The following is a 12951-nucleotide window of genomic DNA, read 5'->3' as shown; positions in this document are numbered from 1 at the left end:
TGAGGTTCGGGGGTGCGGCGAGTGGGCTGGGCGGCTGGGCGTGTGAGTGTTGACGGTGGATGTGTGTGGGGGCGGTTGGTGGGGTGGGTCTGCGTGTGAGCGGTGGGTGGTGAGCGGTAGGTGGTGGGTGGTGGGTGGTGGGCCTGGCCGTGTCGGTAGGTCTGTCTGGGTGGGGCGTGCTGTCATGCGTGGGGGTGCAGGCCGGGTGGGTGTGTCTGGGTGGGGCGTGCTGTCATGCGTGGGAGTGCAGGCCGGGTGGGTGTGTCTGGGTGGGGCGTGCTGTCATGCGCGGAGGCGTAGGCCGCGTGGGTCTGTCTGCGTGGGGCGTGCTGTCATGCGCGGAGGCGTAGGCCGCGTGGGTCTGTCTGCGTGGGGCGTGCTGTCATGCGCAGAGGCGTAGGCCGCGTGGGTCTGTCTGCGTGAGGCGTGCTGTCATGCGCGGAGGCGTAGGCCGCGCGGGGTGGCGTGGAAGCCGGCTCCTTCCAGGAGGGGGGCGAAGGGCGACGTCAGGGCGGCGGAGCCGTTGACCCGCTCCACGGTGACCGTGCCGAGGGAGCCCGCCCGGGCGGCCGCGGCCAGGGATTCGGCGGCGGCGTGCAGCCGGGGGTCGTCGGCGACCGGGTCCTCCGGAGCAGCGGGCCAGGCCAGGAGTGTCTTGCCGCCGCGTTCCATGTAGAGCGTCAGCTCGCCGTCGACCAGGATGACGAGGGAGCCCGCCTTGCGGCCGGGCTTGTGACTCGCGCCGTTCGGCGGCTCGGGCCAGGGCAGGGCGGCGCCGTACGCGTTGGCGGGGTCCGCGGCGGCCAGGACGACGGCGTCCTGGGCGTCGGAGGGGCGTGAACTGTCCGTACGGTCGCGGGAGTTCGCTGTGGCGCGCAGGCGGTCCACCGCGCCGTCCATCGCGAACTGCGCGGCGCCCAGGCCTTCGACGACATAGCCGCGGCGCGCCTGCCCGCTGTCCTCGAAGGCCGACAGGACGCGGTACGTCGCCGAGAAGCCGCCCTCGACCCCCTCGGCCGCCACCGCGCCGCGGGTCACCACGCCGTGCCGGTCCAGGAGGGCGCGGGCCAGGGCGTGGGCGCGCAGGGTCGGGTCGGGCTCGCGGGCGGGGAGCAGCGACCAGCGGCCCGCGACCGTGGGTGGGCCGGTGCGTGAGACGGTGCGTGAGGCGGTGCGGGCGGCCGCGGTGAGGCTTCCGTAGCGCCCGCGCGGGGTGCTGCGCTTGGCGCGGTGGGCTGTGGCTCCCGCGGTGCGGCCGGAGCCGAGGAGGGAGCGCATGGGGCCGAGTGTGTCGTTCGTGAGCAGGCCCGACCAGGCCAGCTCCCAGATGGTGTCGGCCAGTTGCGGGTCCTGGGCGTCCGGGTGGGTGGTGGAGCGGACCTGGTCGGCGATCTGGCGGAAGAAGAGGCCGTACCCCCCGGAGAGGGTGTCCAGGACCGACTGGTGCAGCGCGGTCAGCTCCAGGGGGTGCGGGGGAGGCAGGAGGAGGGGGGCGGTGTCGGCCAGGTAGAGGGAGACCCAGCCGTCCTTGCCGGGCAGGGATCCCGCGCCGGCCCAGATCACCTCACCGGCCGCGGTCAGTTCGTCGAGCATGGCCGGGTGGTAGCCCGCGACGCGCGACGGAAGGACGAGCTTTTCGAGCGCGGAGGCGGGGACGGTGGCGCCCTGGAGCTGCTCGATGGCGCGCACCAGTCCGTCGATGCCCCGCAGGCCGTGCCTGCTCAAGTTCTGCCACTGGGGCAGGAACTGGGCGAGCGCGGCCGGCGGTACCGGTTCCAGTTCGTGCCGCAGGGCGGCGAGGGAGCGGCGCCGCAGTCGGCGCAGCACCGCGGCGTCGCACCACTCCTGGCCGATGCCCGCCGGGTGGAACTCCCCTTGCACCACGCGGCCGTTCGCCGCGAGGCGTTGCAGTGCGCCCTCCGTGACCGCCGCTCCGAGGCCGAAACGGGCGGCGGCGGTGGCGGACGTGAACGGGCCGTGGGTGCGCGCGAAGCGGGCCAGGAGGTCGCCGAGAGGGTCCTTGACGGGCTCCGTGAACGCCTCCGGGACGCCTACGGGCAGGGCTGTGCCCAGGGCGTCGCGCAGCCGGCCGGCGTCCTCGATCGCCGCCCAGTGGTCCGCGCCGGCGATGCGGACCCGGATCGCGCGGCGGGCGGCCGCGAGCTCCTCGGCCCAGCCCGGCTCGGCGCCGCGCTCGGCCAGCTCTTCCCCGGTCAGGGGCCCGAGGAGCCGCAGCAGGTCGGCGACGCCTTCGGCGTCCTTGACGCGCCGGTCCTCCGTACGCCACTGAAGCTCCTGCTCCAGTTCCGTCAGGACGTCCGCGTCGAGCAGCTCGCGCAGCTCCGCCTGGCCGAGGAGCTCGGCGAGCAGCCGGGAGTCCAGGGAGAGGGCCGCCGCGCGTCGCTCGGCGAGGGGCGAGTCGCCCTCGTACAGGAACTGTGCGACGTATCCGAACAGGAGTGAGCGGGCGAAGGGGGAGGGTTCAGGGGTGGTCACCTCGACGAGGCGGACGCGGCGGGACTCGATGTCGCCCATCAGCTCGGTGAGCCCCGGCACGTCGAAGACGTCCTGGAGGCACTCCCTGACCGCTTCCAGGACGATCGGGAACGAGCCGAACTCGCTCGCGACCTCAAGCAGCTGGGCGGCGCGCTGGCGCTGCTGCCACAACGGGGTGCGCTTGCCCGGGCTGCGGCGCGGCAGCAGCAGCGCGCGGGCGGCGCACTCGCGGAAGCGTGCGGCGAACAGCGCCGATCCGCCCACCTGGTCGGTGACGATCTGGTTGACCTCGCCCTTGTCGAAGGTGACGTCGCCGGCGCCCACCGGGGCCTTCTCCGCGTCGTACTCCACAGGAGGAGCGGTGGGCTCCTGGTCGAGCAGGTCGAGGCCCATCAGGTCCGCGTCGGGCAGCCGCAGCACGATGCCGTCGTCGGCGTGCATGACCTGTGCGTCCATGCCGTACCGCTCGGTGAGGCGGGCGCCGAGGGCCAGGGCCCAGGGAGCGTGCACCTGTGCTCCGAAGGGGGAGTGCACGACGACCCGCCAGTCGCCCAGCTCGTCGCGGAACCGCTCGACGACGATCGTGCGGTCGTCCGGAATGTGCCCGCAGGCCTCGCGCTGCTCGGCGAGGTACGCCAGGACGTTGTCCGCAGCCCAGGAGTCCAGCCCCGTGGCGAGGAGCCGCCCGCGCGCGTCCTCCTGCGAGAGCGCGCCGACTTCCCGGAGGAACGCGCCGAGGGCGCGGCCCAGTTCCAGCGGACGGCCCAGCTGGTCGCCCTTCCAGAAGGGAAGACGACCCGGAACGCCGGGGGCGGGCGACACGAGGACCCGGTCGCGCGTGATGTCCTCGATGCGCCAGGAACTCGTGCCGAGCGTGAAGACGTCGCCGACCCGGGACTCGTACACCATCTCCTCGTCGAGCTCCCCGACGCGGCCGCCGCCCTTCTTGGGGTCGGCGCCCGCGAGGAAGACTCCGAAGAGGCCGCGGTCGGGAATCGTGCCTCCCGAAGTGACCGCCAGGCGTTGGGCCCCAGGCCGCCCGGTGACCGTGCCCGCGACGCGGTCCCAGACCACCCGCGGACGCAACTCCGCGAACGCGTCGGAGGGATAGCGCCCTGCGAGCATGTCAAGGACCGCCGTGAACGCGGACTCCGGAAGCGACGCGAAGGATGCCGCCCGGCGGACCACCGCCAGCAGGTCGTCGACCTGCCACGTGTCGAGCGCGACCATCGCCACCAGCTGCTGGGCCAGCACGTCCAGCGGGTTGGCCGGGATGCGCAGGGACTCGATGGAGCCGGTCCGCATCCGCTCCGTGACGACGGCGGCCTGGACCAGGTCCCCGCGGTACTTCGGAAAGACGACTCCCGTGGAGACAGCCCCCACCTGGTGGCCCGCGCGGCCCACACGCTGGAGCCCTGAGGCCACGGAAGGTGGTGACTCGACCTGCACGACCAGGTCGACCGCGCCCATGTCGATGCCCAGCTCCAGGCTGGACGTGGCGACGACGGCCGGCAGTCTGCCCGCCTTGAGGTCTTCCTCGACCTGCGCGCGCTGCTCCTTGGAGACCGAGCCGTGGTGGGCGCGGGCCAGCACGGGCGGGGCACCCTTGGCGGCACCCGACTCGGCCATCAGCTCCGCAGGGGAGTGGTCCTCGGGGAGGGCTTCACCGGTCGCTCTCTCGTACGCGATCTCGTTGAGGCGGTTGCAGAGGCGCTCGGCCAGGCGGCGGGAGTTGGCGAACACGATCGTCGAGCGATGTGCCTGTACGAGGTCGGTGATGCGCTCCTCGACATGCGGCCAGATCGATGGGCGCTCCGCCTCGGCTCCCGGACCGTCACCGGAGTCGCTGACCGGCGACCCGCCCAGCTCCCCGAGGTCCTCCACCGGGACGACCACCGACAGGTCGAACTCCTTGCCGGACGGCGGCTGGACGATCTCGACCTTGCGCTTGGGGGACAGATAGCGCGCCACCTCGTCCACCGGGCGCACCGTCGCCGACAGGCCGATGCGGCGCGCGGGCTTCGGCAGCACCTCGTCGAGCCGCTCCAGGGACAGGGCGAGATGCGCGCCGCGCTTGGTGCCCGCGACCGCGTGCACCTCGTCGAGGATCACCGTCTCGATGCCGGTCAGCGCGTCCCGCGCGGCCGACGTGAGCATCAGGAAGAGCGACTCGGGCGTGGTGATCAGGATGTCCGGCGGGCGGGTCGACAGCGCCCGGCGCTCGGCGGCCGGGGTGTCACCCGAACGGATACCGACCCGCACCTCCGGCTCGGGCAGGCCGAGACGCACCGACTCCTGGCGGATACCGGTCAGGGGGCTGCGCAGATTGCGCTCCACGTCGACCGCGAGGGCCTTCAGCGGCGACACATACAGCACCCGGCAACGCTTCTTCGGGTCGGCGGGTGGTGGGGTCGAGGCCAGCTGGTCGAGCGCGGCGAGGAACGCGGCCAGAGTCTTTCCGGAGCCCGTGGGCGCGACGACCAGCACGTCGGAACCCTCGGAGATGGCCTGCCACGCCCCGGCCTGGGCGGAGGTGGGCGCGGAGAATGCCCCCGTGAACCAACCGCGGGTCGCGGGGGAGAAGCCGTCTAGGGCGCTGGGGGCGCCAGGGGCACTGGACGCGGAGCTGACCATGACCCCATCGTGCACCCCGCCACTGACATCGGCGCCGACCTGCGGAAAAGAGCTTGCGCGCCCGTCGCAGAATGGGGGCATGGCAGGTTCGGCGGGGCGGGAGCGGGCGCGGGAGCGGAAGCGAGCGCGGCGTCGGGGCGGGGGAGGCGCAGGGGAGCAGGCGCCGCGTGTCGACGGGGGAGACGGGGCGGAGCAGGCACGGCGTGCCGACGGGGGAGACGGGGCGGAGCAAGCACGGGGTGCGGACGGGGGAGACGGGGCGGAGCAGGCACGTGCGGTGGGGGCGGGTGCGGCGGAGCAGGCGCGGCATTGGCGGTACGCGGAGCTGCCGGACGTCGACCTCCTGCGGGCGCGCTACATCCGCAGGACGTTCGCGCGGCACACCCACGAACACTTCGTGATCGCGGCGATCGCCGAGGGCGTCGAGGTCTTCCATCACACCGGTGCCGACCGCCACGCGGGGCCCGGAGCCCTCGCCCTGATCAACCCCGACACCTCGCACACGGGCCGGGCCGGCGCGCCCGAGGGCTGGCGGTACGGGGCGGTCTACCCCGCACCGGACCTGGTCGCCGCCATCGCTGCGGAGACGACAGCACTGCGGGGCGCGCCCGGCTTCGTCCGCCCGGTACTCGACGACCCGTACTCCGTAGCGCTCGTGCACCGCGTGCTGCGCGCGGCGGAGGACGGCAACGCGCTCGCCGCCGACACGCTCCTGCGAGTGGCGGTGACCCGGCTGCTGCGGCTCAACGGCGGGCACCTGCCGCAGCGCACCGTGCGCACGGCGGGCGCTAGAACGGCGGCACGCGCGCGTGCCGTCCTCGATGAGAGCTTGGCGGATCCGCCGAGTCTGGAGCGGCTCGCCGCCGGCCTCGGTACGAGCCCTTTCGCCCTGCTGCGCGCCTTCCGGGACACGTACGGAATGCCGCCGCACGCCTGGCTCACCGACGCGCGGGTGCGCCGTGCCCGGCACCTGCTCGACGCAGGCACGGCACCCGCCGATACGGCCGTCGCCGTGGGCTTCACCGACCAGCCACACCTCAACCGGCACTTCACCCGGATCGTCGGGGTGCCCCCAGGGGCGTATCAGCGGGAGCGCAAGAACGTACAAGACTCGGTCGCGGCGCCGCTCGTAACGTCCGACGCGTGGCAGAACAGACGCCCTCCGCGGGCATAGAACAAGACCTTCCCTTGGAGAAGCCCGATGCCGCTGTCGTCCGTGACGCGCTCGGCGTCGGGGTCGCCGTCGGACTCTCGGGCTTCGCCTTCGGAGTGACCTCGGCGGGCAGCGGCCTCACCCTGCTCCAGACCTGCGCGCTGAGCCTGTTCGTGTTCACCGGGGCGTCGCAGTTCGCACTGGTCGGGGCGCTCGCGGGCGGTGGGAACCCGTTCACGGCCGCCGCGGGCGCCTTCTTCCTCGGGGTGCGCAACGCCTTCTACGGACTGCGCCTCTCGCAGTTGCTCGCTCTCCCGCGCGCGGTGCGGCCCTTCGCCGCGCACTGGGTCATCGACGAGACCGCGGCCGTCTCCCTCGCCCAGCCCACGCGGCGCGCCGCCCGCATCGGTTTCACCGTCACCGGGGTCAGCCTCTACGCGCTGTGGAACCTGACCACCCTGCTCGGCGCGCTGGGCGCAGAGGCGATCGGCGACACCGACGCGTGGGGGCTCGACGCTGCCGGTCCCGCCGTCTTTCTTGCGCTGCTCGCGCCCATGCTGCGCACCTCTACGGAGCGCGCCGCCGCGGGCGTCGCCGTGCTCCTCGGGCTCGGCCTCCTGCCGGTGCTGCCCGCGGGCGTCCCCGTCCTGGTGGCTGCTCTGGCGGTGCCGATGGTCCTCTACGTAGAAGGTCGACAGGCTCGTGACGATGTGCGGAGGGAGGACCGGTGAACGTCTGGATCGCCATCGGAGCGACCTTCGTCAGCTGTTACCTCGTCAAGCTCGGGGGGTTGCTGGTGCCCGCGGGAGTGCTGGAGCGGCCGCTCGTCCGGCGCATGGCCGCCCTGCTCCCCGTGGCCCTGCTCGCGGCGCTCACGGCCCAGCAGGCGTTCGCCGACGGGAGGGTGCTCGTCCTGGACGCCAAGGCGGCAGGGCTCGCAGCAGCGGCCGTGGCGCTGCTGTTGCGCGCACCGTTCCTCGTCGTCATCGCGGCGGCCGTCGTGGTCACGGCGGGACTGCGCGTGCTGACGGGGTGATATGCCGGTTCAGGGAGCGAGCAGCACCTGCGGTGACGGGGACTCGGGGATCCCGAGCCGTTTCGCGGTCGCGTCCGGGCGGCAGAACAACGCCGCCAGGACGCCCGCCGCCAACAGCAGCCCCGAAGTCAGCAGCCAGCCCCGCTCGTAGCCCGCGGACACCGTGGCCGCCCGGTCCACCATGCCGCCGAGGACCAAGGGGGACAGGATGCCGCCGAGCGCGTACACGAAGGTCAGTACGCCCAGGACGACGCCCCGTTGGGCGGGCGGGGCGATGCGGGCGCACGCCGTCATGGCGACCGTGAGCGTGATCATGGCCAGGGTCATGGGGCCCAGCATCAAAGGCACCTTGCACCACATGGAGTCGACCGTTCCGAACGCGGCGACGGCACCGCCCGAAACCACCATGAGCAGCCCCGCGCCCGCCCCCGCCGGCAGCCGCCGTCCGATGCGGTCCCGCCGGGCGGAGCGCTGTGCGATCAGACCGTGGACGAGAAGCACTACCCCGTTGGCGAGGGCACCTAGGCCCACGAGCGTGCCCGCTCGGTCGAGATCCCAGCCGACGACGCTCTCCAAGTAGTCCGGTGTCCACGTCAACAGGGTGCTCATCAGCCAGTACGCCGCGAAGGCGCCGAAAGCTGCCGTCATGAAGGAGCCGGACAGCAGAACGGCGCGCAGGGGCACGCCGTCCGGGGCGGGTGCCTCCCCGGCGACCGTGTCGCCCTTGTCGCTCTCGCCGGCCTTCCCGACCTGTGAGGCAAGCGGCCCTTCGGCGCCCCAGATCTGCCAGGCCGCCGCCCAGACGAGACCGACGAGCCCCACCACTCCGAACGCCCAGCGCCAGCCCCAGTGGGTGATCACCCAGCTCAGTACAGGGGCTGCGACGGCCACCCCGGCCGCCGCGCCGAACAGCAGGACCGCGGTGGGCAGGGCCCGGTCCTGCTGGGGGAACCAGCCGTGCACGTGGTGCACGGCCACCGGTGCCGAAGGGCCTTCGGCCGCGCCCAGCAGTACCCGGGTGGCCACCAGCGTGCCGAACCCGGCCGCGCCCCACACCATCGGCAGCTGGGCGGCCGACCACAGCAGCACGAGCACCAGGAGCAGCGGCGTCGTCCGCACTCTCCGGGTCAGCAGGGAGACTCCGAGGGCCGCTACGGAGAACAGCGCGAAGAACGCCGACTGGGCGGTGCCGAACTCCTGCCGGGTGAGACCGAAGTCCGCTCGGATCGCCGGCCCCGCGAGGCCGAGGACCGCCTTGTCGGCGAAATTGACCACCATGAAGGCCAGCAGCAACCACGTGGTGCGCCAGGCCCCGCTCATCCGCGGCGACCGTTCCCGCAAGGGCCCTTGAGACAGTCCGGTGCCTTGTGCTCGGTCATCTCCGCGTGCTCAGTCATCTCCGTGGCTCCTCGTGTGCGCTGGGAGTGCTGCACAGCCACGAGTTTCGGGCTCGGGAGCGAGACCGACCAGCGTTCGCGCGAAGAGAAGCCCCCGGGACCGGGGAAGGGAGAGGCAGGCGCTCCCTGTCAGTCGATGGGCCGACCGTATGCCCGGAGCGTGCGCAGTGCCTCGACGGTGACGATGGGACGCGACTCGAGGGCTGTGCCCGGCGCCCACTGACGCCAGCGCACGGGCCAGCCGCCGTCCGCCTGCTGTTCCCGGGCCAGGAAGTCCAGTGAGCGTTCCATCTCCGCGTCGGTGAACCAAGAGCGCGCGAGCGACTCGGGGGCCTTGGCGAAGTCGTGTGCGAAGTGGTGCTCCCCCGGCGCGTAACCGGGCGACACCGGATACGCGCCCAGGTCCTCCGGGTCCAGCGCCGCGAGCCGCTGCTCACGCACGAGACGTCCGAGGCGGTCGGCGGCGGCCCGCGCGCGTGGGCGGTCGGGTACGCCGTCCAGGAAGGCGACGGCTGCCTGGATCTCGTACGGATGTGACGTCTCGAGCGATTCGACGGCCGCCCAGCAGAAGTCCGTGGCCCGGAAGAGCCAGGCGTCCCACACCTCGTTGCGGTGCAGCAGGCCCACTACAGGGCCGGTGGCGAGCAGCTCACCGGGAGGGTTCTCCACGACCGGTACGAACGGCGCCGAGGGGTAGCCGCGCTGGCTGGGATGGATCGCCGGGAGGGCGCCCTCGGGCGTCGACACCGAGGTCAGATACCGGCACACGCGCTCCGCCCGCCGGCCGCCGCAGCGGCGGATCGAGTCCAGCACACGCAGCGCGTGCCCGGTGTGCAGCGGCTGGCTGACGGGGCCGCGCAGATCGGGTTCCAGCGCGTACCCATACCCGCCGTCCGCGGTGGCGTACGAGGTCAGGGCGGTCTCGACGGCGTCCGCGGCCGGGTCGCCGCCCGCCCCGTCGAGGAAGTGGTACGCGAACCGTCGCTGCTCGAGGACGCGCGCGGTGAGCCAGACGAAGTGCTCGGCGCGGGCGAGCGGGGGCAGCGCCGGGTCCGGGTGAGACACCGCGTCGGGGGAAAGCACTGCGTCGTTGGTTGCTCCGGTTTCGGCCATGCACCGACCGTAGGGTGGAAAGCGTTCTCGGCAAGCCCCCTGCGCCGGGCTGCACTCTCAGGGGCGCGATACTGGAGGCATGCGGTTGACGGTCTTCTGGCAGCGGATGGCGGCTCACTTCGGTGCGGGGTACGCCGACTCCTTCGCGCGCGATCACGTGATGGCGGAACTGGGCGGCCGCACGGTCCACGAGGCGTTGGAAGCGGGCTGGGAGGCCAAGGACGTCTGGCGCGCGGTGTGCGCGGCGATGGACGTACCGGCCGACAAGCGCTGACTACGGAAGGCTCGCTGCCGCCGGAGAGCTTCACGCGCGCGTGGGCCGTCCCAAGCCCGAGCCCGTTCTAAGCCCGGGCCCGTTCTAAGCCCGAGCCCGCTCCAAGCCCCCTCCAAGATGTGTGGGTGGCGACCGATTGCCCGCGGCGTGGGCGAGACTTGCTCCGTGGCACCGACAGACGAGACCGCGCAGGTCACCCAGGACACCGTTCCTCCCGGCACGACGCCGCCCGCACAGCCCCCCGCCGGGGCCGAGGCAGGGCATGGCGCCCGCATGCCGCGCTGGCTGCCGCGCGCCATGGTTCTCGCCCTCGCGCTCATTGCCTGCTTCCAGCTGGGCAGTTGGGCGTTCCACCAGCTGACCGGCTTGTTGATCAACGTTCTGATCGCGTTCTTCCTGGCGCTCGCGGTCGAGCCGGCGGTCAGCTGGATGGCGGCGCGCGGACTGCGCAGGGGCTTCGCCACCTTCCTCGTCTTCCTGAGCGTCGTGATCGCGAGCGCGGGCTTCGTCACGTTGATGGGGTCCATGCTCGCGGGCCAGATCGTCGACATGGTCGAGGACTTCCCCGACTACCTCGACAAGGTCATCAGCTGGATCAACCAGACCTTCCACACGGACCTCTCCCGCGTCGAGGTCCAGGACAGCCTGGTGCACTCCGACTGGCTCCAGAAGTACGTGCAGAACAGCGCCAGCGGCGTCCTGGACGTCTCCGCGCAGGTCCTCGGCGGTCTCTTCCAGCTCCTGACGATCCTGCTGTTCTCGTTCTACTTCGCGGCGGACGGGCCGAGGCTGCGGCGCGCGCTGTGCTCGGTGCTGCCGCCCGCCAAGCAGGCCGAGGTGCTGCGGGCCTGGGAGATCGCGGTCGACAAGACCGGCGGCTATCTCTACTCGCGCGGCCTGATGGCGCTGATCTCCGGTATCGCGCACTACATCCTGCTCCAGGTGCTGGACGTCCCCTATGCGCCCGTGCTCGCGGTGTGGGTGGGCCTCGTGTCCCAGTTCATCCCCACCATCGGCACGTATCTGGCGGGTGCCCTGCCGATGCTGATCGCCTTCACGGTCGACCCCTGGTACGCGCTCTGGGTGCTGATCTTCGTAGTCGTCTACCAGCAGTTCGAGAACTACGTACTGCAGCCCAAGCTCACCGCCAAGAGCGTCGACATCCACCCCGCGGTGGCGTTCGGCTCGGTCATCGCGGGCACGGCGCTCCTCGGCGCGGTCGGGGCGCTCATCGCCATCCCCGCCGTCGCGACGCTGCAGGCCTTCCTCGGGGCGTACGTGAAGAGGTACGACGTCACGGACGACCCCCGGGTGCACGGGCACCGGCGCCAGGTCGGCGCCCCCCTCCTCGCGCGCGTGCGGCGCGCCTTGCGGGGACCGAACAGGCCGGGAGCGCCGCCGGAGTCGTCCGGCGCCGAGCCCAAGCGGGGCGGACGTCGGTAGCGGGACGGGAGCGGGATAGCCGGGCGGAAGCGGGGTAGCCGGACGGGTTTCGTCGGCGGCGTGCCGCGCTTGACACTAAATTCGAGCATCCATTCTCATGGGCGTACGGCGGTGATTCTCCGAGGTGAGCAGGGGATCCGCAGGGCGCTCCGGTGGATTTCGACGAGGGATCGCCTTGAGTTATCCACAGGCTGGACGGGCGTCGGGGCGGATTGTCAGTGGCAGGCGTTAGCGTCTTTGACGTGAAGCGATCGACTCAAGCAAATCGGGTGGAACCCATGGCAGGAACCGACCGCGAGAAGGCGCTCGACGCCGCGCTCGCACAGATTGAACGGCAATTCGGCAAGGGCGCAGTGATGCGCATGGGCGAGCGGCCGAACGAGCCCATCGAGGTCATCCCCACCGGGTCGACCGCGCTCGACGTTGCGCTCGGCGTCGGCGGCATCCCGCGCGGCCGAGTGGTGGAGGTGTACGGCCCGGAGTCCTCCGGTAAGACGACCCTCACCCTGCACGCCGTGGCCAACGCCCAGCGGGCGGGCGGCGCGGTGGCCTTCGTGGACGCCGAGCACGCCCTCGACCCCGAGTACGCGAAGAAGCTCGGCGTCGACATCGACAACCTCATCCTGTCCCAGCCGGACAACGGCGAGCAGGCTCTCGAGATCGTCGACATGCTGGTCCGCTCCGGCGCTCTCGACCTCATCGTCATCGACTCCGTCGCTGCCCTGGTGCCGCGCGCGGAGATCGAGGGCGAGATGGGAGACTCGCACGTGGGTCTTCAGGCCCGCCTGATGAGCCAGGCGCTCCGGAAGATCACCAGCGCGCTCAACCAGTCGAAGACCACCGCGATCTTCATCAACCAGCTCCGCGAGAAGATCGGCGTGATGTTCGGCTCTCCGGAGACCACGACCGGTGGCCGGGCGCTGAAGTTCTACGCCTCGGTGCGCATGGACATCCGCCGCATCGAGACCCTGAAGGACGGCACGGACGCGGTGGGCAACCGCACCCGCGTCAAGGTCGTCAAGAACAAGGTCGCGCCGCCCTTCAAGCAGGCCGAGTTCGACATCCTCTACGGCCAGGGCATCAGCCGCGAGGGCGGCCTGATCGACATGGGCGTCGAGCACGGCTTCGTCCGCAAGGCGGGCGCCTGGTACACGTACGAGGGCGACCAGCTCGGCCAGGGCAAGGAGAACGCCCGCAACTTCCTCAAGGACAACCCCGACCTCGCCAACGAGATCGAGAGGAAGATCAAGGAGAAGCTGGGCGTCGGTGTGAAGCCCGAGGCCCCGGCCGACGAGAAGGCCGCTGACGTGGCAGGCGCGGCCCCGGCCGACGACGCCGCCAAGACGGTGCCCGCGCCGGCGGTCAAGGTCACCAAGTCCAAGGCCGCGGCGGCCAAGAGCTAGTC

The 12951-nt window shown here is 72.1% G+C and carries 9 protein-coding genes; 6 read left to right on the top strand and 3 right to left on the bottom strand.

Annotated features, from left to right (window positions below; all coding sequences use genetic code 11):
* Window positions 1-432: 432 nt before the first annotated feature.
* Window positions 433-5130 (bottom strand): ATP-dependent helicase, encoded by a 4698-nt coding sequence (locus AB0N81_RS28025; protein ID WP_365363006.1) that lies wholly within the window; start codon window positions 5128-5130, stop codon window positions 433-435.
* Window positions 5131-5209: 79 nt separating this feature from the next.
* Between AB0N81_RS28025 and AB0N81_RS28020 the strand changes: the two genes are divergently transcribed.
* The 3 genes from AB0N81_RS28020 to AB0N81_RS28010 are packed head-to-tail and all read left to right on the top strand — an operon-like array spanning window position 5210 to window position 7319.
* Complete coding sequence (locus tag AB0N81_RS28020; RefSeq protein WP_365363004.1) at window positions 5210-6304, top strand: AraC family ligand binding domain-containing protein; 1095 nt, start codon at window positions 5210-5212, stop codon at window positions 6302-6304.
* Complete coding sequence (locus AB0N81_RS28015; RefSeq protein WP_365363002.1) at window positions 6274-7014, top strand: AzlC family ABC transporter permease; 741 nt, start codon at window positions 6274-6276, stop codon at window positions 7012-7014. Before AB0N81_RS28020 ends, AB0N81_RS28015 begins: the two co-directional genes overlap by 31 nt.
* The gene (locus tag AB0N81_RS28010; protein WP_365363000.1) at window positions 7011-7319 is read left to right on the top strand and encodes an AzlD domain-containing protein; all 309 of its coding nucleotides are present in this window, start codon (window positions 7011-7013) and stop codon (window positions 7317-7319) included. The genes AB0N81_RS28015 and AB0N81_RS28010 overlap by 4 nt, the downstream gene beginning before the upstream one ends.
* A 9-nt stretch (window positions 7320-7328) precedes the next feature.
* Here AB0N81_RS28010 and AB0N81_RS28005 read toward each other — a convergent pair whose 3' ends face one another.
* Both AB0N81_RS28005 and AB0N81_RS28000 read right to left on the bottom strand, forming a co-directional pair.
* On the bottom strand, window positions 7329-8639 hold the full coding sequence (locus AB0N81_RS28005; RefSeq protein ID WP_365362998.1) for an MFS transporter: 1311 nt from the start codon (window positions 8637-8639) through the stop codon (window positions 7329-7331).
* 206 nt (window positions 8640-8845) lie between these two features.
* A complete protein-coding gene (locus tag AB0N81_RS28000) occupies window positions 8846-9829 on the bottom strand; it encodes a hypothetical protein (RefSeq protein ID WP_365362996.1) in 984 nt (327 codons plus the stop codon).
* A gap of 79 nt (window positions 9830-9908) precedes the next feature.
* Here AB0N81_RS28000 and AB0N81_RS27995 point away from each other — a divergent pair, with 79 nt between their 5' ends.
* The 3 genes from AB0N81_RS27995 (at window position 9909) to recA (ending at window position 12949) form a co-directional block, all read left to right on the top strand.
* Window positions 9909-10103, top strand: a complete 195-nt coding sequence (locus AB0N81_RS27995) for a DUF3046 domain-containing protein (RefSeq protein WP_365362994.1) — start codon at window positions 9909-9911, stop codon at window positions 10101-10103.
* Window positions 10104-10268: 165 nt separating this feature from the next.
* Window positions 10269-11546 (top strand): AI-2E family transporter, encoded by a 1278-nt coding sequence (locus AB0N81_RS27990; RefSeq protein WP_365362992.1) that lies wholly within the window; start codon window positions 10269-10271, stop codon window positions 11544-11546.
* A 278-nt stretch (window positions 11547-11824) separates the two neighbouring features.
* Window positions 11825-12949: a recombinase RecA gene (gene recA / locus AB0N81_RS27985; RefSeq protein WP_365362990.1), complete on the top strand. Its 1125-nt coding sequence runs from the start codon at window positions 11825-11827 to the stop codon at window positions 12947-12949.
* Window positions 12950-12951 lie beyond the last annotated feature (2 nt).

It is taken from the genome of Streptomyces sp. NPDC093510, assembly GCF_040683555.1.
In the GTDB taxonomy this organism is placed as follows: domain Bacteria; phylum Actinomycetota; class Actinomycetes; order Streptomycetales; family Streptomycetaceae; genus Streptomyces.
Note: the sequence above shows the minus strand (reverse complement) of the source record. Positions and strands in the feature narration are given on the sequence as shown.